Here is a 23,550-nt window from a genome sequence, read left to right on the forward strand (position 1 = left end):
GCACGCATGCCACCGGCCGACCGCGTCGCGAACCCGGCCCTGAGCGTCGTCACCGCGGCGCCACCCACCCCGAACGGCGACCTGCACCTCGGGCATCTCTCCGGGCCGTACGCCGCCGCCGACATCTACACCCGGGCCCGCCGGCTCACCGGGCACGGCGCCGTCTACCTGACCGGCTCGGACCTGCACCAGAGCTACGTGCCGGCCAAGGCGCGGGCGATCGGCGTCGACCCGTACCGGATGGCCGACGGCTTCGCCGACGACATCGCCGAGGTCTTCACCGCCATCGGGTTCGCCACCGACGCCTGTCCTCGGCCGGCGCACGACCGACGGCACCGCGACATGGTGGTCGAGTTCATCGCGACCCTGCACGCGCGGGGAGCCCTCGTACCGCGCACGAGCGACGGACTGTTCTGCGAACGCTGCGACCGCTACCTGTTCGAGGCGTACGTCTCCGGCGGGTGCCCGCACTGCAAGGCCGACAGCGACGGCAACTCCTGCGAGGCGTGTGCCCAGCCGAACAGCTGCGTGGACCTCGTCGATCCGGTCTGCAACGTCTGCGGCACGTCGCCGGTCCACCGGCCCTACCGGCGGCTGGTGTTTCCCCTGCAGCGGTACGCGGACACCCTGCGCGCCTACCACGCCCGGGCCGTGATGAGTCCGCAGTTGGAGGCGCTCTGCGCGGCTGTGCTGGCCGCCCCGCTGCCCGAGATCCCACTGACCCACCCCACCGACTGGGGCATTCCCAGCCCGGTGGCCGGCTTCACCGACCAACGCGTGTACGTCTGGGCCGAGATGGTTCCGGGATACCTCACCGCGCTCGCCGAGGCGCTCGCCGCCCGGGGCGGCAGTGACTGGCGGGCGGTGTGGGACGCGCCGGGCAGCGAGGTCGTGCAGTTCTTCGGCTTCGACAACGGCTACTTCCACGCGATCCTGTTCCCGGCGTTGCTGACGGCCTACGACCCGGGGATGCGGCTGCCCGACGCGCTGCTGACCAACGAGTTCCTCCACCTTGACGACGAGAAGTTCTCCACCAGCCGTGGGCACGCCATCTGGGCCCGAGAGCTGCTCGACCACGTCCCGGCGTCCGCCGTGCGCTTCGCCCTGGCCCACGACCGGCCGGAGACCGGCCCGTCGTCGTTCACCATCGACCGGTTCCGCACGCTGATCGACGACGAACTCGCCGGCAGGTGGCAGTCATGGCTGGGTGGCCTCGCGGATCGGGTTGACCCGGCCGGGGTGCCGCCGCTGGGCGAGCCGCTGCCCAGCCACCGCCGTTTCCTCGCCGACCTGGCGGACCTGGCCCGGCAGTGTCTCGCCGCCTACACGGCCGCCGGGTTCTCACCCCGCACGGCGACCCGGGTGCTGGTCGACATCGTCCGCCGGGCGACGGAGTTCGCGGCCGGCCAGTCCCGGCTGCGGGCCGCCGGCCCGTCCGCCGCGTCGGACGCGGCGGTGGCGGCCGAGTCTGCCGCCGCCCGGACCCTCGCCCAGCTCGCCTGGCCGGTGATGCCGGAGTTCGCCGAGCGGCTGTGGCACGCGCTCGGCGAGAGCGGCACCCCCCGCTGGGACGGGGTCCACCCCGCCGCCCCGGGCCGACGGCTGACCCGGACCGCGCCCTTCTTCCTCCCGCTGCCGACCGACCTGGAGCAGTCGGTGTGGCCGGGCTGACCGTCGGGCGGGCCACGGTGGTCGGTGCCGGGGTCTTCGGACTCTGCGTCGCCCACGAACTCGCCGTGCGGGGCTGGCGGGTGCAGGTCGCCCACCGCGACCCGCTCGACAACTCCGGCGCGTCCACCGCGGAGTCGCGCATCCTGCGCACGTCGTACGGTGCCGACGACTGGTACACCCGATCGGCGTGGCGGTCGCGGGAGCGGTGGCGCCGGTTCGGTCAGGTCGCCGGACGCACCGTGCTGGCGCCGACCGGTGTGCTCCTGTTCGGTACGGCCGACCGGTGGACGCGCGACACCGTGGCCGCGGCCCGGTGCGTCGGGGTGCCGCTGTGCGAGGTCGACGGCGTCGAGGCACGCCGCCGGTTCCCGTGGTTCACCCCCGGCCCCGACGACCACCTGCTCTTCGAGCCGTCCGGCGCCGTGCTGCTCGCCCGGGAGGCGATCCGCGCCGTGGCCGCGTGCGCCGTCGACAGGGGCGTACGGCTGCGCCGGGCCGACGTACGCGCGGTCGACGGCCAGCCGGTCATCGACGGTCGTCCGCTCACCGGCGACGTCACCGTCTGGGCGGTCGGCCCGGGCCTGCCGGTCCTGTTCCCCGGCCTCACCTCGGCGCGGGTGGTCGCCCAGGACAGCACCTTCCTCGACCCGCCGGCCGCGTGGCGCAGTGACCGGCCCCCGCCCGCCTGGATCGACCGCGACGCCGAATGGTACGGCGTGCCCGCCGTCGGCTCCGGCGGCGTCAAGGTGGTGGCGGACCGGACGGTCACGCCGGACGCCGACGCCGTGCCGGTCGACCCGCACCCCTACCTGCGGCGGCGGGTGCCGGCGTTGCGGGACGCGCCGGTGCGGCGGCGGGAGCGCTGCCGCTACGTGGAGATGCCGGACGAGCACTTCCTGCTGGACCGGCACCCGGCCGACCCGACGGTCTGGCTCGTCGGTGGCGACGGCGGACACGGCTTCAAGCACGGCCCGGCCTGGGCGGCGTTCGTGTGTGACGCGGTGGAGGGACGCATCGAGGTGCCCTCCCGGTTCCGGATCCGATGACAGGTGGTCACCGTGGACATGGCGTTGCTTCACCAGTTGTCGCCCGGTACGGCGGTCGGGCTGCACGGGACCCGGTGGACGGTGCTCACCCGGCTGCTGGCCCGCGACGGCGTCGACGAATGGGGCGAGTACCTGCTGCGCAGCGGCCGGGCCGGCATGTGGCTCGCGCTCGAGGCCGGCCCGGACGGGCTGCGGGCGTCCTCGTGGATCCGACGGCCGGTCACCGCCGACGAGTACGATCCGGCGCGGGGCCGACTGCGCGACACCGTGCTGACCGAGACCGGCCGGGGACGGGCGGCGTACCGGGCCGACGGAGACCTCACCGTCGTCCCCGGGGTAGCGGCGCGAGGGCACCTGCACTACGTCGAGTACCTCACCGACGCGGGTGTCCACGTGGCGGCGGAACAACTCGCACTGGACGCACCGTGGCTGATCGGGGTGGACTGTGCGCTGACCATGACCGACCTGCGACTGCTCTCGGAGGTTGCCCCGTGACGTCCGCGCTGCGACGGACCATCCACACCCAGGCCGACGCGATCGAACGGATGGCGGCGGCGGACCTCGCCGAGCCGGCGCAACGGCTGCGCGACGCCCGCCGGGTCCTGCTGGTCGGCACCGGCACCAGCCGGCACGCCGCCGACCTGGGGGCGCTCCTGCTGCGCGACGCCGGCCTCGACGCGTACGGCTTCGCCGCCGAACAATTCGTCACCTGGGGTCCGACGCTGCACCCGGACGACGCCGTGGTGGTCATCTCGCACACCGGCCGTACGGCCTACAGCCGCCGGGCGCGGGAGACGGCTCGGACGGCGGGCTGCCGGCTGCTGACGATCACCGGTGAGCGGGCCGGCTGGCCGGAGGCGATCGTCACGGTCGCGCCGGAGGAGTCCGAGACGTACACGGTCAGCTACACGGCCTGCCTGGCCGCGTTGGCCAACCTGGCGCATTGCCTCGGCTGCCCGGACGTCGGCCCGGCCGACCTCACCCGGGCGGCCCGGCACGTACGCGCCGTGTGCGCCACGTACCAACCCGGCGCCGTGCCCGCACCCGGACGCGCGCTGGGGCTGGTCGGCGCCGGGCCGTACGCCGTCACCGCCGCCGAGGGCGCGTTGAAGATCCGGGAGGCCGCCGGAGTGCTGGCCGAGGGCTTCGACGCGGAGCGGTTGCTGCACGGCGCCGCCGTGCCGTACGGGCCCCGGGACCGGCTGCTGCTGGTCGCCCCGGACAGCGACCCCGACGGGCTGGTCGCCGCGATCGGCGCCGCCGCCACCGCCGAGGGCATCCCGGTGAGCACCGTCCCGGGCATCGCCGGCCTGCACCCGGTGCTGGCACAACTACCGGTCACCGTCGGCCTGCAACTGGTGGCCGCCGAGTTGGCCGAGGTGGACCGACGCGATCCCGACCAGGTGATCGTCGGCGCGTGGGCCGAGGAGAGCCTGTGGGAGCGAGGTTCCGTGCCGAGCCCGGGGCATTGACGACCCGCGGGCCGGTGACGGTGGCTCCCGCCCGATGCGGTGCCCGGCAGGGATCGGTGCGGGCGAGCGCCGGGTTGTCCCGGCAGCCGGTGCGAAGCGCGGGGTGTACGCGCAGGCGTGTGGAGCACCCGCCGCGCGACGCCGAAAGTCGGTTGCCCGGCGCGGTGGGCTCCGCGAAGGTGGAGCCCATGACGTTCTGACGGACAGCACCCGCGTTGCTCCTGCCGCCCCACGGCGCCGATGGCGTCGTGCTGCCGTCCGTCCACGTCCTCTCCGCGAGATGCGAGCGTCTCCTTGTCCGTGCACCCTTCCCTGCCACGGTCCACCTCGGCCACCGTCACCGTGTTCGCCTCCCCCACCAGCTGGATCGAGTCCGACGCCGTCGCACAGTGCCATCAGGTGGCCACCCTCGACGGCATGATCCACGTCGCCGGCATGCCGGACCTGCACCCGGGCAAGGGCGCCCCGATCGGCGCCGCCATGGCGTCGACGGTGCTGTACCCGTTCCTGGTGGGCTCCGACATCGGTTGCGGCATCGCCGTGTTCCCCATCCGGCTCAAGCGCGCCGTACCCGAGCGGCTCGCCGCCCGGTTCCCGGACCTCGACCGCCCGCTCGATCCCGAGCAGGACGCCGACGATCCGGCCTGGGCCGTCCTCGCGGGCGACGTTCCCGCCGGTCACGTCGAGGGTCTCGGGACGGTCGGCCGGGGCAACCACTTCGTCGAGCTGGCCCGGGTCGACACCGTCTTCGCACCCGACCACGCGGAGCGTCTCGGGCTCACCGCCGGTCAGCTCGTGCTCATCGTCCACAGCGGTTCGCGCGGACTGGGTGAGCGGATCCTGCGGGCGCACACCGAGGTCCACGGCGCCGGTCCCGCCGCTGACCCCGCCGCCTACCTGGCGATGCACGACGCCGCGGTGCGGTGGGGATCGCTCAACCGGCGGCTGATGGCCGCCCGGGTCGCCCACGCCCTGGGAGCCGAACCCACCGCCCCGATCGTCGACGAGTGCCACAACCTGGTCGAGGTCCGCGACGGCGTCTACCTGCACCGCAAGGGCGCGGCGCCGGGTGACGGCCGCGACGTGCTCGTCGCCGGCACGCGGGGCACCCCGTCCTACCTGGTGGCCGCGCACGCCGGCGCGGAGGCGAACCACTCCGTGGCGCACGGGGCGGGTCGCAAGATGTCCCGCGCCGACGCCCTGCGCCGGGGCCGGGCCAAGCACACCGTCGAGGAGCTGCGCCGCACCCCGGTGGGGTCGCTGGTGGTGTGCGGTGACCGGCAACTGCTCTTCGAGGAGGCGCCGACGGCCTACAAGCGCATCGAGCAGGTGATCGCCGACCTGGTCGCCCACGACCTGGCCACGCCGGTGGCCACCACGGTCCCCCTGGTCACCTACAAGACGCCCGACGTCGGCACCGCGCCCCGCACGGCCCGCCTCGACCAGCGCCGCAGGAAGGGCCGGGCATGAGCGTCGACCTGCTGCTGTCGGCCGGTCGGGGCCCGCAGGAGTGTGCCTGGGCGTTGTCGCGGCTGCTGCGCCGGCTGGAGGCCGAGGCCGTCCGGCACGACCTGTCGACCCGCCGCGTCCAGACCGTCGCCGGCGACCGCTCCGGCACCTTCCGGTCGGCGCTGGTGCGCATCCACGGCGCCGCCGCCCAGGAGTTCGCCGCCTCCTGGACGGGAACCCTGTGCTGGCAGGCCCCCAGCCCCTACCGGGCGAGCACCGGCCGCAAGAACTGGTACGTCACCGCCCGCCCGTGTCAGGTCGACGTGCCGAGCACCCCGTTCGCCGAGGCGGACGTGCACGTCGTCGCCTGCCGTACCGGCGGCCCGGGCGGGCAGCACCGCAACAAGGCCAGCACGGCGGTACGGGTGACCCACCGTCCCTCGGGCCTCGTCGTCGTGGTCGACACCGAACGGCAGTTCACCCTCAATCGCCGGCTCGCCGTGCAGTTGCTGCGACGGCGCATCGAGCACGGGGACGAAGCCGTGCGCCGCGACGTCGGCACCGTCCGATGGCGCATCCACGACGAACTCGTTCGCGGCGATCCCGTCCGGGTCGAACGTCCGGGGCCGTCGGTCCAGGACCTGACCACGCCGCGTCGGACGCGCCGTGGACAGCGGTAGGCCGTACGGACCCGGTCGGCACGCGGAGATCGGTCCGGATACCGGTGTGGTGTCCGGACCGATCCCTGAGGTTCCCTGGCCCGCCGCAGGCCGGCCAGGGGCCTCGACACGCGTCCTAGAAGCGGGCCCCCACGTCAGCGCCGTTGCTCGGGCGCAGGAAGGTGGAGGACGGGATGGAGCCGTCGGCGGTGCGTGCTCCGGTGATCGTGCCGGCGTTGGTGCTCTGCAAGGACCAGCTGCCGCCGAGGTTCCACGAGTTGCCCGAGCCGCCGGAGTTGGACCCGAGCGAGACGTTGGTGCCGTTGGCCACGGCGAGGTTCTTCGTCAGGGTGCTGTCCGAGCGGTTGAAATTGAACCCGGTCCCTGGGTTGTCCCACGCGGTGCAGTGGTCGACGACGTGCCGGCCGGGGTTGTTGTTGTCGATGAACCCGCCGACCGCGTTGTCCCACGCCATGCTGTTGCGCACGGTGTGGTCGGCGGACACGCCGTTGCCGCCCAGCTTGAACCCGTTGCCGTCGCCGGTGAAGTCGGGCAGGTTCCAGCGGTTGAACCCGTTGCCCCAGGCGAGGCTGTTCTCGATGCGGATCGACGAGGAGAACATCCAGAAGTCCAGGCCGTCGTCGGAGTTGTTCCACAGCCGGGCGCCCCGCACGACGTTGCCGCTGCCGGAGCCCTCCTTGATGGCCAGGCCGTCGGCGCTCTCGCCGTTCTTGCGCGGGTCACGGTTGCCGTGACTGTCCAGGTTGATGATCTGGTTGTTGCTCGACGCCTGGACGATGTGCAGGCCGGACTCGTAGTTGTCGCGGGTGATCAGGCGCTCGAAGACGTTGTTGTTGGTGTCCAGGCCGAAGATGCCGTACGGGCCGTGGATGATCTCCAGGCCGATCAGGCGCCACCAGTCGCCCTCGATGTGGATGGCGCCGCGCTCCGGGCGGGGGATGGTGGAGTCCACCGCGCCGGGGGTGTAGGGCATGTTCTCGCCGTCGATGACGACCCGCTCACCCTCGTAGTTGCGCATCGTGATGGGTGCGCTCGACGTGCCGTTCTTGAGGATCTGGATGTTCGTGCTCGGCGCGTACGTGCCACCCCGGATGAAGATGGTGTGTCCGGGTTGCGCCAGGTCGACCGCGCGCTGGATGGTCTTCAGCGGAGCGCTCAGGGTGCCGGTGCTGCTGTCGTTGCCGTTGGTCGCCACGTAGAGCGCGTTCGTCGTCGGCGGCGGCGGGCTGGTGCCCGTCTCGACGTCGAGGAAGTCGACGTTGGGCAGCCCGGCGGAGCTGGTCGGGTTGAGCCGGATCGTATTGGTCCCCGCGTTGAGGCTCAGCGTCAGGGTCCTGGTCGCCCAGCTGTTCCATGCGCCGGTGCTCTCGAACGAGACGTTCTGCACGCTCGCGCCGTTCACGACGAGGCCGGCCGGTCGCGCCGTGGTGGTGCCGTTGGCGAAGCGGACCCCGACCGTCGCCGTGCCGGCGGCCGCGGCGTTGACGGTGAACTGCGCCCAGCCGCCGGTGGAGTTGTCGCCGTTGCAGAATCCGGAGCCGGAGAACCCGGACCAGTTGCTGTCGATCGTGCCGGTGCAGACCGCCGGCGAGTTCTCCGCCTCGTATCGGGTCGGCGCGGCTGTCGCCGGGGACGCGGGCAGCGCGAGGGCCGCGCCGGCCGCCAGGGCAGCGCCTGCGGTGAGCGCCGTGAGTCTCATCAGGTGTCTCCCATGCTGTTGGTGACGTGACGTGGCGCGGGCGAGGGTCGCGCTGCCCGTACGCGGCAGGCGAGACCGCCCGATTGGCCCTCGCCCGGAAAGGGACCAACGCATTGATGGATGGCAGTATAGGAAAGCGCTTTCCGAGTCGCAAGGGGAAGGGCGCGCAGCTTTTGTCGCGCGACCCGGACGCACCCACCCACCCGCTCGACGGCCCGTGGCGGCCGCGGCGGACCCGGGCAGCACACTTCATTGACTAGCTTCGATCGAGGTGGGAGTCTGCCAGGCAGAGCCGCAGCGGGAGCCACACATGCGGGCACGGGAGCGGGCAACTCCCGGGCCGTCCGGGCGTCGTCGTCCCACCTCTTCCCTTGGAGGCTCCGTGTCCACCCTCACCCGACCACGCCGCGTCCCGCTCGTGGCGTGGCTGCTCGCCGCCGGCGCGGTCGCCGTGCTGCTGCTGACCACCGCCCTGGCCGCGCCGGCCTCCGCCCACGGATCCGTGGTCGACCCCGCGTCCCGCAACTACGGCTGCTGGCAGCGCTGGGGCAGCGACTTCCAGAACCCGGCCATGGCCACCCAGGATCCGATGTGCTGGCAGGCCTGGCAGTACAACACGACGGCCATGTGGAACTGGAACGGCCTGTACCGCGAGGGCGTCGCCGGCAACCACCAGGCCGCCATCCCGGACGGCCAGCTCTGCAGCGCCGGGCACACCGGCGACGGCCGGTACAACTCGCTCGACGCCGTCGGCGCGTGGAAGACCACCAGCGTCGCCAACAGTTTCCGGGTACGCCTCTGGGACCAGGCCAGCCACGGCGCCGACTACATCCGGGTGTACGTGACCAGGCAGGGCTTCAACGCCCTCAGCAAGCCGCTGGCCTGGAGCGACCTGGAACAGGTCGGCCAGATCGGCAACACCCCGGCGTCGCAGTGGACGCCGGAGAGCCAGGGCGTGTCCATCCAGATCCCGGCCAACGCGCCGGGCCGCACCGGGCGGCACATCGTCTACACGATCTGGCAGGCCAGCCACTCCGACCAGTCGTACTACCTGTGCAGCGACGTGGACTTCGGTGGCGGCTCGACCACCCCGCCCACCACGCCCCCGCCCACCACGCCGCCGCCGACCACCCCGCCCCCGACCACCCCGCCGCCGGTCCCGGCCGGCTGCGCGGCCAGCTACAAGAGCACCGGGCAGTGGCCCGGCGGCTTCCAGGGTGAGGTCGAGGTGACCGCCGGCAGCAGCGCGATCCGGGGCTGGACGGTCACCTGGACGCTCGCCGGCGGCCAGCAGATCAGCTCGGCCTGGAACGCCACGGTCACCACCAGCGGGTCGACCGTGACCGCCAGGAACGCCGGCTACAACGGCACACTGGCGGCCGGAGCGAAGGCCACCTTCGGGCTGACCGGCTCCGGCTCGAACTCCACCCCGACGCTCAGCTGCACCGCGACGACATGAGCGCAGCCGGGGTCGTGGCCGACGCACCGGTCACGACCCCGGCCAGCACGCCACGCACGGCGCACCGACGCATCCGACCAGGCCCGATGCCGCCGTTCTCGGTCCCGGTCACCCTCCGGCGCCCGACGGGCCCGCTCCCGGCAACGCCGGGTCGTCACCGCCCCAGGCGGCTCGCACCAGAGCGGGAAGCAGCTGAGCGGACGGGCCGCGCAGGTTCACGTCGGCAACGGCGTCCAGCGGCGTCCGCTCCGGGTTGACCTGGATCACCCGGGCACCGAGGCGGGCAGCCACCTGGGGAATCTCGGCGGCCGGGTACACCAGGCCCGAGGTCCCCACAGTGATCAGCAGGTCGCAGCCGGACGCCGCCCCGATCGCGGCCTCCAACACCGCAGCCGGCAACGCCTCACCGAACCACACCACGCCGGGTCGGACGGGACCCGCGCAGCGCGCGCACCGGGGCGGCGACACCCGCCGGCCGTCACCGGGCTCCTGCGCCACCTCGTACGGCGCCGGACGGGCGCACACCGAACACCGCGGCGCGAACAGGCTGCCGTGCAGGTGCAGCGGCGCCACCGAGCCGGCGCGCTCGTGGAGATCGTCGACGTTCTGGGTGACGACGAGGCTGTCGGGGACACGTGCCTCGATCGCGGCCACGGCCAGATGACCCGCGTTCGGCACAGCTCGGGAAACCCTGCTGCGTCGCCACTCGTACCACCCCCAGACCAGCGCGGGGTCGTCGCGGAACGCCTCCGGCGTGGCGAGCGCCTGGGCGTCGAAGCGCCGCCAGAGACCGGTCAGGGCGTCGCGGAACGTCGGCACACCGCTCTCGGCGGAGATCCCCGCACCGGTGAACACGACGACGCGTCGCGCGTGCGCCAACAGCTCCGCCGCTTCCCGCACGTGCGGCTCCGCCATCTGATCCTGCTCTCTCTCCCGGCGCGGACACGGCCAGGCAAAGACTAGGTGCCGGCACCCGACCGTCGGCCGGCGGCCGGGTGCCGCGCGAGCCGACTCGTCTCGTACACCCACCCGCGCCGGAGCCGACCGCCGCTCCGGCCCGCCCCGGGCCACCGAGCGGCGATCACCGATTTCCCCCATCAGTGTGACGAATACGACGGCGGGAACCGGCCGCCTCCGCCGCCCGACCAACGAGGCGACCACGACGCAGGATCAGCGAGGAGAAACCACCCATGCCGAGTTCCACCACCTCCGGCCGGCGCGCTGCGGTCGTCCTTCTCGCGGCCGGGCTGCTGACCGCCGGCATCACGGGCTGCGGATCGTCGGACCCGTCGTCGACCACCGCGCCGAGTGCGACGCCGTCGGCCACGGCGAGCGCCACCGCCGACGTGCTCGGGATCCGCGACCCCTGGGTGAAGGCCGCGGACAAGGGCATGACCGCGGCATTCGGCACGCTGGTCAACGCCGGGGACACGGACGTGACGATCACCGCCGCCAGCACCGAGGTGTCGCCGATGGAACTGCACGAGATGACCATGAGAGACGGGAAGATGGTCATGCAGCCCAAGCGGAGCGGCATCGTGATCAAGGCCAGGAGCGAGCACGTGCTGCAGCCCGGCGGCGACCACCTGATGCTGATGAACCTCACCCGGCCGGTGCAGGCCGGCGACGAGCTCACCGTCACCCTCACCTTCGCCGACGGGCGCACCCAGACGTTCACGGCGGTGGCGAAGCCGTTCACCGGCGCGCAGGAGAGCTACGCCCCCGGCCACGGCCAGCCCGCGCCGGGCACGAGCGCCACGCCGGCGATGACCATGAGCCCCACCTCATGACCGACGAACCAGCCCACCGGCCGGTGGGCCGGCGCGGCCTGCTCACCGGCGCAGCCCTGACCGCCGGGGGCGCGCTCGCCGGCGCCGCCGCGCTCGCCGCCGCCCGGCACGACGATCAGCGCGTACGAGGTGCCGAGGCGAAACCGGTGGCGCAGGTCGGCAGCGCGGTCGAACCGTTCCACGGCCCGCGACAGGCCGGTGTCGCCACCGAGGCGCAGGCGCACGCGGCGTTCGTCGCGCTCGACCTGAGGCCCGGCGCCGACCGCGCCGGGCTGGGCCGGATGCTGCGGCTGCTCTCCGACGACGCCGCCCGCCTCACCCGGGGCCGTCCCGCCCTCGCCGACACCGAGCCCGAACTCGGTCTGCTGCCCGCCCGCCTGACCGTCACCTTCGGCTTCGGGCCCGGCCTCTACCGGGCGGCCGGAGTCGACGACCGCCGTCCGCCGTCGGTGGCCGACCTGCCGCCGTTCCGGGTGGACCGGTTGCAGCCGCGCTGGTCCGGCGGGGACCTCCTGCTGCAGATCTGCGCCGACGACCCGCTCACCGTCGCCCACGCCCAACGCGTGCTGATCAAGGACAGCCGACCGTTCGCCACCGTCCGATGGGTGCAGCAGGGCTTCCGGCGCGCCGCCGGCACCGAGCCGGGACGGACCCAGCGCAACCTGTTCGGCCAACTCGACGGCACCGCCAATCCGCAACCAGGTGGCCCGCTGGAGACCGCCGTATGGGTGCCCGACGGGCCGGCCTGGCTGCGCGACAGCAGCACCCTGGTCGTCCGGCGGATCAGCATGAACCTGGAGACGTGGGACCTGCTCGGCCGCGCCGACCGGGAACTGGCCGTCGGCCGTCGCCTCGACACCGGCGCCCCGCTGACCGGCTCCGCCGAACACGACGAGCCGGACTTCGCCGCCCTCGGCCCCGACGGGCTCACCGTGATCCCGGACTTCTCCCACCTCACCCGGGCGCACGTCACCGACGACCGGCTGAGGATCCTGCGCCGGGCGTACAACTACGACGGGGTGCCGGCCGCCGACGGCACCGCCGACAGCGGACTGATCTTCGCCTCGTACCAGGCCGACATCACCCGACAGTTCCTCCCCGTCCAGCGCCGGCTGGCCGAGCGGGACCTGCTCAACGAGTGGACCACGCCGATCGGCTCCGCCGTCTTCGCCGTCCCACCCGGCTGCCCGGAGGGCGGCTGGGTCGGCCAGCAACTGCTCGGCTGACCGCGACATCCAGGAGAGACATGCCCACTCCCGCCCGCCGGACCGTCGCCACCCTGGTCGCCACCGCGCTGACCGCGGTGGCGCTACTGCTCGTCCCGGCCTCGCCGGCAGTCGCGCACAACTCACTGCTGGCCGCCACCCCGGCCGAGGACGCCGTGCTGACCGCGCCACCGGGCACGATCACCCTCAAGTTCCTGCAGAAACTCAACCCGACATTCACCACCATCACGCTCAGCGACGCCAACCAGCGGAAGGTGCCGACGAGCGACCCCGTCGTCACCGGAGCGACGGGCGCGGTCACCGTCGCGCAGGCCCTCCCGAACGGCTCCTACACCGTCGCCTACCGGGTCGTCTCCACCGACGGACACCCGGTGCAGGGCTCGTACCGGTTCACCGTCGCCGACCCCACCGCCGACACCCCGATCCCGCCCGCCGCGACACCCGCCGCGCCTACGGATCAGGCCACCCCGGCAGCCCCGGTATCCTCGCTCGCCGCCGGACAGGGTCCACCGCTCGGTTTGATCATCACCGGCGTCACCCTCGCCGTCATCGCCGTCATCACCGCAATGCTGCGCCGCCGCGCCCGGCGCCGGTGACGCACCACCTGCCTGGCCCTCGCCTCATCCGATGACCACCACCCGCGCCCAGTCCGGCGGCGAGTCCGGCTCGTACTCGTCCTCCTGCTCCCACGACCGGGTCCGCTGCCGGGGGAACAGCCCCACCACGGTGCGGCACGGGGGCCGCGACGACGGCCACGGCGTCTGCCCGTCGGTCAGCACGACCACCACGTCCGGTCGGGGCCGGGCCCGCAGCGCCGCCGCGAAGCCCGCCCGCAGGTCCGTCCCGCCACCGCCCAGCAGCGGGATCCCCTCGGCGCGGCACAGCGGATGCACGACCTGGGCCGCCGCGTCGCACGGCAGCACCGTGACCATGTCCCGCCGGCCACCGACGGCGCGGCCGATCGCGGCGACCTCCAACAGCGCGCTGCCCAACTCGGCGTCGCTGACCGAGCCGGAGGTGTCGATGACCACCGACACCCGGGGCGGCCGGCGCCGCAGGCTCGGCAGGACGGCGCCGGGCACACTCGCGGACCGCCGCGACGGCCGGCCGTAGGTGTAGTCCTCCCCCGCGCCGGCGCTGGCCGCCGCCGAACGCACCGCCGCCCCCAGCAGGTCCCGCCACGGCTGCGGCGGATGGAACGCCTCCTGCGCCCAGCGCCGCCACCCGCTCGGGGTGTCCCCGGGGCGGCCGGTGATGCCCTGTGCCACCCGGAACCGCACCGCGTCGCGCTCCTGTGGGCTGAGCCCGTGCGCGTCGTCCGGTCCGTGGTCCCACTCCCGCTGCGATCCGTCGGCACCGCTGCCGCAGTCCAGCCAGACCAGGCCCTGGGTGTACGGCCCGAGCTGGAACATGCGCAGGTAGTCCTCCATCAGCTCACCGTCGGGGAGCTTGAGCAGCGCCGGGTCGACGGCACCCTCCGGTCGGGCCAGTCCGTCGCCGTAGATGTCGTCGTTGATCTCGCAGTCGGCGGCGATGTTCATCCGCAGCCGCTCCCCCGGCCCGGTCAGCCCGCGTTCTCGCGCGACCCGGTCGCTGCGGCCGTGGTGGTCGCGCAGCAGGTGGGAGACCTCGTGCACCCACACCCCGGCCAGCTCCTCCACCGGGGTGCGGTCCACGAAGACCGGTGACACGTAGCAGCGCCAGTGCGGATCCACGGCCATCGTGGGGACCCGCCGTGACTCGACGGTGTGCAGGGCGAACAGCGCCGTCGCCAGATAGGGCCGGGCCCGGGCGGCGTGCAGCCGGGCGGCGAAGAGCTTGTCGCGGTCCAGCCGCCCGCTCACCGGCCGGCCTCCGCGGCGGCCGCGACCCGCGCGGCGGCCCGATCGGCCCGCCGGTCCACCGACACCACACCGGCGAGGCGTTCGATCGCCGCCGGGACGTCCCAGTCCTCGCGGCGCAGGGCGGCGAGGGTGGTCGCGGGGACGACCACCAGATCCGGTGCGCCGGTCTCCCACGCCCGGACCAGCACCGCCCAGGCCGCATCCCAGCGGGCTCTCTCCGGGCGCGTGCGCACCGCCTGCACCACCGCGTCGAGTACGGCCTGACGCAGGTCGCCCCGCTCGGGCAGGTCAGCCGCCCCCGGGTCGGCGAGCAGGTCCTCGGGGTCCGGGAGGTCCATCCGGTCCATGCTGGCCAGCAACTCCAGCCCCGGGCCGTCGCCGACCGTGCCACGGACCAGCAGGGACAGCACGTCCCGGCAGGCACCCGCGGCGGTGGCGAAGGCGGTCAACCGCAGCGTCATCTCCCAGGTGCGCGGAGACGGCCAGGGCCCGCCCCGGCGGGTCTCGCTGCTCGGCAGCCGGTGCACGAGCGCGGGACGGGCGGTGAGCAGCCCGCACACCGCCCGGCGGGCGAACGTCACGGCCTCGGTGAGCCGCCGCGGGTCGAGCTGTGGCAGCGCCGCCCGGGGCCAGGTTCCGGCGAGGCCGCGTACCACGACGTCGTGGTCATGGGTCCATTGCAGATGCACGAAGCGGTTGGCCAGTGGTGGGCTGAGTTCCCAGCCGTCGGCGGCGGAGGCCCGGGGGTTGGCGGCGGCGACGATGCGCACGCCCGCCGGTAGCCGCAGGGCGCCGACCCGCCGTTCGAGCACGAGACGCAGCAGGGCGGCCTGCACGGCCGGCGGCGCGGTGGACAGCTCGTCGAGGAAGAGCAGCCCTCGCCCGGCCCGCGCCAGGCGCACGGCCCAGTCCGGTGGGGCCATCGGGACGCCCTGCACGGCGGGATCGTCACCGACCACGGGCAGGCCGGCGAAGTCGGACGGCTCGTGCACGCTGGCGATCACCGTGGTCAGTGGCAGGTCGAGGGCGGCGGCGAGCTGGTTCATGGCGGCGCTCTTGCCGATCCCCGGCTCCCCCCACAGCAGCACCGGCAGGTCGGCGGCGACGGCCAGGGTCAGCGCCTCCAACTGCACGTCGGCACGCGGCTCGGTCGTGGTGTCGGTGAGCAGGGCGAGCAGGTCGGCGGCGACGTCGAGCTGCGCGGGGTGGGCGGTGGACGGGACGGACGTGAGCATGGGCATCACCTCTGGTGGGCGTAGGGCTCAGCGGGGAGCCGGGGATGAGAACGGGAGGCCCGCAGGTCAGGGGCGGGTGGCGTGACGCGGGTGGGGGCGGTGCCCGCGAGGGCGACGGTCACGCTCCGTCCGGGGCGGCGCCAGCCCGGCCAGCCCGGCCCGGAACAGCCCGTGCGTGACCCGCCGCCGCGCCGCCGCCTCCAGCACCTCGCGCAGTGCGCCGGCGCGCAGCAGCGCGCCGGGACCGAGCAGCTCCTCGACGGCGGCCAGGGCGCCGGCGGTGTCACCGTGGTCGAGGCGGGCCCGGACGTCGACGAGGCACTCCGGGTGGCGGTGCGCCTCGTCGATCACCTGAAGGCAGGGCAGTGGGGTGCCGGTCAGCGCGGCGAGCAGTTCCTCGCGTCGGATCTGCGCCGGGTCGTGGTCCAGCGCGACGAGCACCCCGTCCACGAGGCCGATCCGGTGCTGCTCGCCCCGGCAGGCGACGAGGCGGGGGCCAAGCCGCTCGTCCGGCGTGGGCGGATCGGCCGCCGGACGGCCGGGCGTCAGCGCCGCCGCGACCAGCGGGTGCAGCCGGTCGACGTCGATCAGCCCGGCGCGGAGCAGCGTCAGGTCGGGCGGCACCCACGTCGCCGCGTCGGGCAGCACCGGCAGCGTCGTCCGGTCACCTGCCGACGCCGTCGTCATCCGTGGGGGCCGGTCCGGGTGCGCCGCCGGGTCCAGGACGAGTCGACGCCGGCCACCGAGCCGTACGGCGACGGCGCCGTCGGCCCGCCCCTGCGACTGCAGCAGCAGCCTCGCCTCGTCCGCCCACCGGTCGACGGCGCAGTGCCACCTTCGCAGCATGGCGGGGTCCAGCCAGGACCGGTCGTCGGGGCACGTCGTCCGGTCCTCGTCGACCGGCACGGTCACCGCGTCGGCGACGCTCGCCGGCAGGTCCGCCCCCGAGCGGGTCCACAGCTCTCCCGCCCGGCGGGCGTCCCAGAGGTGGCGGTGCAGGTCGAGGCGAAACCGCCGGTGCGGACGGGGATGCGGGTGCGAGCAGGCGGTCGTGGCCCCGGATCCGTCCCGGACGGCGAGGCTGATCCGTTGACCGGCGTCCGCCCAGGCCGGTGGCGTACGGGCCACCAGGTGCACCGTCGCGCCGGTCTGCTGCCCGTCGGTGCCGTACCGGGCCAGGGGGATGGTCAGTCCGGGCCTGAGCAGCCCGTCCGGGGCGATCCTCGGCAGGTGCCAGCGCAGCAGGTCGGGAGCCAGGTGGCGCAGGTCGGCCCGGACCCGGGCCGCGAGCTGCCGACCGTGGGTACGGGCCACCGCGCGCAGGTCCAGGTCGACGTCGACGCGGGCGGCGGCGCACGCTCCCGCCCAGTCGCCGGCGGCGCGACGGACGGTCGCGGTTCTGATCATGGAGGGCGGCACGGCGAACTCGCGTACGCGCAGCCAGAGGGAGAGGCGGGCGTCCCTGGTCCCGGTGCGGTGGCGCATCAGCACTCACCTTGCGAGAACCGGGCCCCCAATCTGGTGAGAGAGGTGTTCATCGCGGGCGAGCATATCGGCGGTCGACCGGCGGGGCCATCCCTTTCCGAGTCCTCGTGCGGCATGTCGCCGCAGGCTCGACGCACATCCCGCCCTTCCTGCCGCAAATGAAAACCGTTATCATCAACGCGCCGGCGGTCGACCGGCGGCGTCGATGGCGCCTGTCGTGATGGCGGAAAGCGAGGTCTGTGCGGATGAACACCCACGTCGTGCCGTCCGATCGCCGCACGGCCGCCGCAGCCCGCGACGGCGTCGCACGGCTCTGCGCCGAGGCGGGCGAGACGTGACACCGGTGGGAGCGGGCCGGTGAAAGCCACGTGGACGTCCCTGCGCAGCTTCCCGTCGGCGATCCGGCTGCTGGTGGTCAACCAGCTCCGGGTCGACGTCGGGTTCTACATGCTGCTGCCGTACCTGGCCGGACACCTCACCGACCAGGTCGGACTGTCGGCCACGCTGGTCGGCCTGATCCGGCCGGCTGCGGGCACGGATGAGCCGGGGCGCGGCCATCGCCGCCGGGATGGCGATCACCGCAGTCGCCTTCCTGCTGCCGCTGACGCCGGTGGACGGCCCGGCCGGCGTACGGCTGCTGCCGGTCCTCGCCGCGGCGCTGGCACTGGCCGGCGGCGTGCCGGTCGGGGCGTGGCTGCTCTGCGCCGGGCTCGGCCTGGCCTCCGCCGCGGCGGTGTGGCTGCTGCACCGCCGTGGCCTGCTCACCCCACCGGCGGCGCCCGTCGCGATGGCCGCGGCGCGATGACCCGGCCGGACGCGCAGACCCGCCACCCCGGCCCGCCACCCCGATGCCCGACGCAAACCCGCGGCGGCGACGCGGCCCGCACCACCCCGACATCCGGAAGGACCCGATGATGCACACCCTGCCCGCCCCGACGCGAGGGCTGTCCCGCCGAGCGTTGCTCGGTGGCGCCGCCACACTGTCCGCCGCGCTGCTGACCGGCTGCGGCGCCGACACCGTCCCGGCCACGTCCCCCTCCGGCCGGCCGAGGCGGGGTGGGCGACTGCGGGCGGCGTTCGCCGGCGGCGGCGCGAACGAGACCCTCGACCCGCACCTGGCCAACCTGTTCAACGAGGCGTCCCGGGCCAAGGCGGTCTTCGACAAGCTCGCCGACTACGGCCCCGACGTGTCGATCCGGCCGCGGCTGGCCCAGCGGTGGGAGCCCAACGGCGACCTCACCCGTTGGCGGGTCACCCTGCGCGAGGCCACCTTCCACGACGGCCGGCCCGTCCGGGCCGCCGACGTGCTGGCCAGCTACGCCCGCATCGGCGACCCGAAACGCGCGTTCCGGGCCAGAGCCAGCACCGCCATGATCAACCTGCGGGCCAGCCGGGCGGTCGACGAGCGCACCGTCGAGTTCGGGCTCACCCGCCCGTTCGCCGAGTTCGGCAACGTGCTCGCCGCGTTCGGCGCGTACATCGTCCCCGAGGGCGCGCAGGGCTTCGACAAGCCCGTCGGCTCCGGCCCGTTCACCGTCGACACCTTCCGCCCCGGCACGTCCCTGCTGCTCAAGCGCTACCCGGACTACTGGGACGGCCCCGCGTACCTCGACGAGTTGGAGTACCTGATCGCCAACGAGGAGTCCGCCCGGATCAACGCGCTGCTCGGCGGACAGGTCGACTACGCCCACGACATCAGCCCGACCACCGCCCGCACCCACCTCGGTGACGACCGGATCGCCATCACCCGGATGGCGAACAGCACCCTGCAGGGCTTCAGCATGAAGGTGGACCGGCCGCCGTTCGACAACCGGGACCTGCGCGAGGCGATGTTCCTGCTCACCGACCGGCAGCAATTGGTCGACACGGTCCTCTCCGGCGCCGGCCGGATCGGCAACGACCTGTTCGGCAAGGGATACCAGTACTACGCCGACGACATCCCGCAACGCGCCCGCGACCTCGACCGGGCCCGCTTCCTCGTCGACCGGGCCGACGCCCGCGGCCTGCGGATCCCCCTCGACACCGCCCCCGTGGCCAGCGGCTTCGTCGAGGCCGCCAGCGTCTTCGCCGACCAGGCCCGGCAGGCCGGCCTCACCGTCGAGGCGGTGCAGCGCAACAAGGACACCTACTGGCGCGACGTGCTCACCGGCGGGGTGCTCGCCGGCTTCCGCTCCGGGGCCATGCCCATCGAGACGCACATCTCCCAGCGGCTGTTGAGCGCCTCGAGCACCAACGCCACCCGCTGGGCGCGGCCCGACTTCGACGCCCTCTACACCACCGCCGTGTCCACCGCCGACGAGCAGCGACGCCGCCAGGCGTACGGCGACATGCAGCGCATGCTGCACGCGGAAGGCGGCCTGCTGGTGTGGGGCTTCGCCGACTTCCTCGTCGCCACCGGCCCCCGTGTCGGCGGGGTCTCGGCCGACGCCCCGGCCAACACCCTCGACTGGGCCCGCTTCGACAAGGTCTGGCTCGCTTGAACCTGCCCCGCTACGCCGCACAGCGGCTGCTGCTCGGCATCGGGCAGGTCGCCGGGGTTGCCACCGTCGTGTTCGTCCTCACCGAGGCGCTGCCCGGGGACGCCGCCGTGGTGATCGCCGGCGACCAGCCCGATCCGGCCCGCATCGCGGCGATCCGTGACCAGCTCGACCTCGACGAGCCGGCCTGGCGGCGGTACCTGGACTGGCTCGCCGACCTGCTCCGCGGCGACCTCGGCGTCTCCCTGGTCTCGCAGCGGCCGGTCGTCGACGTCGTCGCCGGCAGCGCCGCCCCGACCGTGCTGCTCGCCGCGGCCACGCTCCTGCTGCTGGCGCCACTGGCCGTCGGCCTCGGCATGCTCGCCGCCCGCCGCGAGGGCGGTCTGCTCGACCGGGCGGTCACCACCGTCGCCGTCGGGCTGTACGCGGTGCCAGAATTCGCCCTGGCGATCCTGCTCGTCGCCCTGTTCGGAGTGCACCTCGGCTGGCTGCCGCCCACCGCCATCGGCGTCGGGGCGAACCCGCTGGCACAACCGGCCGTCCTGGTCCTGCCCGTGGTGGTGCTGCTGGCCCGACCGGTCTGCTCGATCAGCCGGCTCACCCGCGCCGGCATGATCGACGCCCTGCGCTCCGAGTACGTCGCGCACGCCCGCCGCGTCGGCCTGCCCCTGCGGCGGCGATGGCTGGCCCACGCGCTGCCCAACGCCCTCGCACCGGTCGTGCAGCAGCTCGCCCGCACCACCGACTGGTTGCTCGGCGGCGTCATCGTGGTCGAGGCGGTGTTCGTCATCCCCGGCCTGGGCACCGCCCTGCTCGACGCGGTCACCGCCCGCGACGTCCCCACCGTGCAGGGGCTGTGCGTCGTGGTCGCGGTCACCACGGTGGCGGTCAACCTCGCCGCCGACCTGGTGGCGTTCCGGCTCGCCCCCCGTACGGCGGGTGTGGCGTGAACCGGCGGACGCTGACCGGCGTGGCGCTGCTGGCCGTACCACTGCTGCTCGCCGTCGCCGGGCCCACGCTGGTCGGTGAGCCCGCCGCCCGGGCGCGGCCGTTCGACGCCACCGGCCCGCTCGGCACCGACTTCGTCGGCCGCGCCGTCACCGACCAGCTCCTGCTCGGCGGCCGGTCCGTCGTCGCCGTCGCCGCCGCCGCGACCGCCCTGGCCTACCTGCTCGGCGTGCCGATCGGGTTGCTCGCCGCACTCACCCGGCGCCGCCGCCTCGACGAGCTGCTGATGCGTCCGCTGGACCTGCTGTTGGCCGTACCGTCGCTGCTGCTGCTCATCCTGCTCGCCGCCGCCGCACCCGGTGGCCCGGGCACCCTCGTGGTCATCGTCGCCGTCGTCGCCCTGCCCGAGATAGCCCGGATCACCCGCGCCGCCGCCCTGCCGCTGGCCCACGGCACCGCGATGGAGGCCATGCGCCTGTACCGCGAGACGTGGTGGCGGCGGGCCGTCGGGCACGTCGCACGCGGCAGCCGCCGGATCCTGCTCGCCGACGCCGGCGTCCGGTTCATCGGGGCGCTCTACCTCGTCGCCACCGCGAGCTTCCTCGGCATCGGTGTCGCCCCCGACGCCGCCGACTGGGCGGTCATGGTCGACCGCAACCGCAGCGGCATCCTGCTGCAACCCTGGGCCGTCGTCGTCCCGGCCGCGTTGCTCGTCGCGCTCTCCGTCGGCGTCAACCTGGTCACCGACCAACTGCTGGCCGGCCGGCGGACGGAGGCGACCCGATGATCCGCGTGATGCGACTGTCCGCCGACGCGGGCGGCCGACGGCTGGTGTCCGACGTGTCGTTCGCCGTGCCCACCGGCGGCATCCTCGCCCTGGTCGGCCCGTCCGGCAGCGGCAAGACCACCGTCGGCCGGGCGCTGCTCGGCGAGGCCGGCCCGGGCGTGCGCCTCACCGGCCAGGTCGAGATCGGCGGCCGACGCGTCGGCCCGCAGCAGCCCCCACCCGGCGGCACGGTCGGCTACGTCCCGCAGCAACCCGCCACCGCGCTCAACCCCGTGCGCCGCATCGGCGCGGTGCTGCACGAGATCGCCCGCCGGCACCGCACGCCCGGGTCCGGACGACAGCAGGCGCGCGAGGCGGTCGCCGCCGCGCTGGCCCGCGTCGGCCTTCCCGACGATCCCGCGGTGCTGCGCCGCTACCCGCACCAACTCTCCGGCGGGCAGCAGCAGCGGCTGGTCATCGCGCACACCCTGCTGGCCGGTGCCCGGGTACTCGTCGCCGACGAACCGACCACCGGCCAGGACGCCCTCAACCGTCACGACATCGGGGGCGAACTGCGCCGTGTCGCCGAGGCCGGCGTGAGCGTCGTCCTGCTCAGCCACGACCTGCACCTCGTGGCAGCCGTCGCCGACGACGCGCTCGTCCTCGACCGGGGCACCGTGGCCCGGTCGGGGCCACCTGCCCACGTCCTCCACGCTCACCTCTCCCCCGCCGCCACGGCCGACCGCACGGACCGGGACGGCCCCGACCGTACGGCGGGAGCCGGGTCCGGCACGCTCCCCGTGCTCCGGGCCGGCGGGCTCACCGCCGCGTACCGCAGCACCACGGTCCTGCACGGTGTCGACCTGAGCCTGGCCGCCGGGCGGTGCCTCGCCGTGGTCGGCCGCTCCGGCAGCGGCAAGACCACCCTGGCCCGCTGCCTGGCCGGACTGCACCCACCGGTGCGCGGCGCCATCGCCCTCGACGGCCGACCCCTGGCCGCCACCGTCGAGCGACGCAGCAGGGCCGACCTCGCCGCCGTGCAGTACGTCTTCCAGAACCCCGCCGCCAGCTTCCACCCGTACCGGCCGCTGCTCGACCAGGTCGCCCGACCCGGCGTCCGGCTGCACGACCTGTCCACCGGCGAGGCCCGCCACGCCGCGCAGGTGCTGCTGCGGCGGGTCGGGCTCACCGCCGAGCACATGGACCGACGCCCCGACCGGCTCTCCGGCGGCGAGCAGCAACGCGCCGCGCTCGCCCGCGCCCTGCTGGCCCGGCCCCGCCTGCTCATCTGCGACGAGATCACCTCCGGACTCGACGCCACCGCGCAGGACCGGATCCTCACCCTCCTCGACGGGCTGCGCCGTGCCCACCACCTGACCCTGCTGGTGATCACCCACGACCCCGACGTGGTGGCCCGCCTCGCCGACCGGGTCGTGGTCCTCGACCAGGGGCGGGTGATCGAACACGGACCCGCCTCGACCCTGCTCACCGACGGCCGTCAGCCGCTCACCCGTGCGCTGCTCGTCGCGCACGCGCAGCCCGGCACCGACGAAACGAGACCACGATGACCGACGACACCATCGGCTCCTGCACGATCCGCCTCGCCGGGCCGCAGCACCTCGACGGGGCCCGCGCCGTCATGCTCGACACCTTCTACCACGTCTTCGGCCACGGCTACCGGCCACAGTGGCACACCGACGTCATCGACCTCGACGGCACCTACCTGCGACCGGCCCGGCACGCGCTGTTCGTCGCCACCGAGGCCGACGAGGTCGTCGCCACCACGGCCGTACGCGCCGCCGCCCCCAACAGCCCGCCGCACCCTCGCTGGCTCACCGACCGGTACCTCACGGCCAGCACCGCGCAACTGTTCCGGGTCTACGTCCGACCCGGGCACCGACGCCGGGGACTGGCCCGGGCCCTCGTTCGACGAGCCGTCGCGTTCGTCGCCGCCGAGCCCACCTACGAGGCGATCTACCTGCACACCGACACCCGGGTCGACGGCGCCGAGGCGTTCTGGCGCAGCCTCGCCCAGGTCGTCCACGACCCACGTGACGCTGGTCCCGGCACCCCGCAGACCGTGCACTTCGAGATCCCGATCCCGGGCCGCACGACCGGCGTCGGGCGTCCCGCCGCGCCCCCCACGTGTCCGGCCACGACTCGCTGACCTCCCCCGTCAGCGGCAGGGCCGAACGCGCCACCCTCCCGGCCCACGGACGCTCCCCCACCGCCCCGCGGCGAACCCGAGCAACGCTTCGCACGGCAGGGCGGCCGGTCGGGGCGGCCCTGCGTGACGGGGCCAC

21 protein-coding genes are annotated in these 23,550 nt (G+C 74.3%); 16 read left to right on the forward strand and 5 right to left on the reverse strand.

Features of this window, described 5'->3' with window-relative positions; all coding sequences use genetic code 11:
• The first annotated feature begins 6 nt into the window (after positions 1-6).
• The 6 genes from ACPFP2_RS21690 to prfH all read left to right on the forward strand — a co-directional run bounded on the left by ACPFP2_RS21690 (position 7) and on the right by prfH (position 6,318).
• Complete coding sequence (locus tag ACPFP2_RS21690; RefSeq protein ID WP_424091005.1) at positions 7-1,671, forward strand: methionine--tRNA ligase; 1,665 nt, start codon at positions 7-9, stop codon at positions 1,669-1,671.
• Positions 1,659-2,717 carry an FAD-dependent oxidoreductase gene (locus tag ACPFP2_RS21695; RefSeq protein WP_424091006.1) on the forward strand — a complete coding sequence of 353 codons (1,059 nt, stop codon included), beginning with the start codon at positions 1,659-1,661 and terminating at the stop codon, positions 2,715-2,717. The genes ACPFP2_RS21690 and ACPFP2_RS21695 overlap by 13 nt, the downstream gene beginning before the upstream one ends.
• A gap of 18 nt (positions 2,718-2,735) precedes the next feature.
• Positions 2,736-3,212, forward strand: coding sequence for a DUF4178 domain-containing protein (locus ACPFP2_RS21700; RefSeq protein ID WP_424091038.1), 477 nt, complete (start codon positions 2,736-2,738; stop codon positions 3,210-3,212).
• Complete coding sequence (locus tag ACPFP2_RS21705; protein ID WP_424091007.1) at positions 3,209-4,189, forward strand: SIS domain-containing protein; 981 nt, start codon at positions 3,209-3,211, stop codon at positions 4,187-4,189. The genes ACPFP2_RS21700 and ACPFP2_RS21705 overlap by 4 nt, the downstream gene beginning before the upstream one ends.
• Before the next feature lie 300 nt (positions 4,190-4,489).
• Entirely contained in the window at positions 4,490-5,659 is a 1,170-nt protein-coding gene (locus tag ACPFP2_RS21710) for an RNA ligase RtcB family protein (protein ID WP_424091008.1), read from the forward strand.
• Positions 5,656-6,318: a peptide chain release factor H gene (gene prfH, locus ACPFP2_RS21715; protein WP_424091009.1), complete on the forward strand. Its 663-nt coding sequence runs from the start codon at positions 5,656-5,658 to the stop codon at positions 6,316-6,318. The genes ACPFP2_RS21710 and prfH overlap by 4 nt, the downstream gene beginning before the upstream one ends.
• A gap of 115 nt (positions 6,319-6,433) precedes the next feature.
• On the opposite strand, the gene ACPFP2_RS21720 is transcribed toward prfH, so the two are convergent.
• Positions 6,434-8,017, reverse strand: coding sequence for a right-handed parallel beta-helix repeat-containing protein (locus ACPFP2_RS21720; RefSeq protein ID WP_424091010.1), 1,584 nt, complete (start codon positions 8,015-8,017; stop codon positions 6,434-6,436).
• Positions 8,018-8,399: 382 nt separating this feature from the next.
• On the opposite strand from ACPFP2_RS21720, the gene ACPFP2_RS21725 reads away from it, so the two are divergent.
• Positions 8,400-9,476: a lytic polysaccharide monooxygenase auxiliary activity family 9 protein gene (locus tag ACPFP2_RS21725; protein WP_424091011.1), complete on the forward strand. Its 1,077-nt coding sequence runs from the start codon at positions 8,400-8,402 to the stop codon at positions 9,474-9,476.
• Between the two features lie 108 nt (positions 9,477-9,584).
• On the opposite strand, the gene ACPFP2_RS21730 is transcribed toward ACPFP2_RS21725, so the two are convergent.
• Entirely contained in the window at positions 9,585-10,391 is an 807-nt protein-coding gene (locus tag ACPFP2_RS21730) for an SIR2 family NAD-dependent protein deacylase (RefSeq protein ID WP_424091012.1), read from the reverse strand.
• A gap of 275 nt (positions 10,392-10,666) precedes the next feature.
• On the opposite strand from ACPFP2_RS21730, the gene ACPFP2_RS21735 reads away from it, so the two are divergent.
• From ACPFP2_RS21735 to ACPFP2_RS21745, 3 genes are read left to right on the forward strand one after another with little or no spacing between them, the layout of a single operon-like run.
• The gene (locus ACPFP2_RS21735) at positions 10,667-11,266 is read left to right on the forward strand and encodes a copper chaperone PCu(A)C (RefSeq protein WP_424091013.1); all 600 of its coding nucleotides are present in this window, start codon (positions 10,667-10,669) and stop codon (positions 11,264-11,266) included.
• The gene (locus ACPFP2_RS21740) at positions 11,263-12,492 is read left to right on the forward strand and encodes a Dyp-type peroxidase (RefSeq protein WP_424091014.1); all 1,230 of its coding nucleotides are present in this window, start codon (positions 11,263-11,265) and stop codon (positions 12,490-12,492) included. The genes ACPFP2_RS21735 and ACPFP2_RS21740 overlap by 4 nt, the downstream gene beginning before the upstream one ends.
• A 20-nt stretch (positions 12,493-12,512) precedes the next feature.
• Entirely contained in the window at positions 12,513-13,088 is a 576-nt protein-coding gene (locus ACPFP2_RS21745) for a copper resistance CopC family protein (RefSeq protein ID WP_424091015.1), read from the forward strand.
• A gap of 24 nt (positions 13,089-13,112) precedes the next feature.
• Here the strand turns inward: ACPFP2_RS21745 and ACPFP2_RS21750 are convergent, their stop codons facing one another.
• From ACPFP2_RS21750 to ACPFP2_RS21760, 3 genes are all read right to left on the reverse strand, one after another.
• A complete protein-coding gene (locus ACPFP2_RS21750) occupies positions 13,113-14,336 on the reverse strand; it encodes a DUF2201 family putative metallopeptidase (protein ID WP_424091016.1) in 1,224 nt (407 codons plus the stop codon).
• The gene (locus ACPFP2_RS21755) at positions 14,333-15,571 is read right to left on the reverse strand and encodes an AAA family ATPase (RefSeq protein WP_424091017.1); all 1,239 of its coding nucleotides are present in this window, start codon (positions 15,569-15,571) and stop codon (positions 14,333-14,335) included. Before ACPFP2_RS21755 ends, ACPFP2_RS21750 begins: the two co-directional genes overlap by 4 nt.
• 66 nt (positions 15,572-15,637) lie before the next feature.
• Entirely contained in the window at positions 15,638-17,056 is a 1,419-nt protein-coding gene (locus ACPFP2_RS21760) for a hypothetical protein (RefSeq protein WP_424091018.1), read from the reverse strand.
• A 538-nt stretch (positions 17,057-17,594) separates the two neighbouring features.
• Between ACPFP2_RS21760 and ACPFP2_RS21765 the strand changes: the two genes are divergently transcribed.
• From ACPFP2_RS21765 to ACPFP2_RS21790, 6 genes are all read left to right on the forward strand, one after another.
• Positions 17,595-17,861 carry a hypothetical protein gene (locus ACPFP2_RS21765; protein WP_424091019.1) on the forward strand — a complete coding sequence of 89 codons (267 nt, stop codon included), beginning with the start codon at positions 17,595-17,597 and terminating at the stop codon, positions 17,859-17,861.
• Between the two features lie 109 nt (positions 17,862-17,970).
• Positions 17,971-19,536, forward strand: coding sequence for an ABC transporter substrate-binding protein (locus ACPFP2_RS21770; RefSeq protein WP_424091020.1), 1,566 nt, complete (start codon positions 17,971-17,973; stop codon positions 19,534-19,536).
• The gene (locus ACPFP2_RS21775; protein ID WP_424091021.1) at positions 19,533-20,483 is read left to right on the forward strand and encodes an ABC transporter permease; all 951 of its coding nucleotides are present in this window, start codon (positions 19,533-19,535) and stop codon (positions 20,481-20,483) included. The genes ACPFP2_RS21770 and ACPFP2_RS21775 overlap by 4 nt, the downstream gene beginning before the upstream one ends.
• Positions 20,480-21,268, forward strand: coding sequence for an ABC transporter permease subunit (locus ACPFP2_RS21780; RefSeq protein ID WP_424091022.1), 789 nt, complete (start codon positions 20,480-20,482; stop codon positions 21,266-21,268). The genes ACPFP2_RS21775 and ACPFP2_RS21780 overlap by 4 nt, the downstream gene beginning before the upstream one ends.
• Positions 21,265-22,815 (forward strand): ABC transporter ATP-binding protein, encoded by a 1,551-nt coding sequence (locus ACPFP2_RS21785; protein WP_424091023.1) that lies wholly within the window; start codon positions 21,265-21,267, stop codon positions 22,813-22,815. The genes ACPFP2_RS21780 and ACPFP2_RS21785 overlap by 4 nt, the downstream gene beginning before the upstream one ends.
• Positions 22,812-23,414 (forward strand): GNAT family N-acetyltransferase, encoded by a 603-nt coding sequence (locus ACPFP2_RS21790; protein ID WP_424091024.1) that lies wholly within the window; start codon positions 22,812-22,814, stop codon positions 23,412-23,414. The genes ACPFP2_RS21785 and ACPFP2_RS21790 overlap by 4 nt, the downstream gene beginning before the upstream one ends.
• The last annotated feature ends 136 nt before the right edge of the window (positions 23,415-23,550 follow it).

Origin of the sequence: Micromonospora citrea (genome assembly GCF_049629545.1) — a bacterium.
GTDB lineage: Bacteria > Actinomycetota > Actinomycetes > Mycobacteriales > Micromonosporaceae > Micromonospora > Micromonospora citrea_A.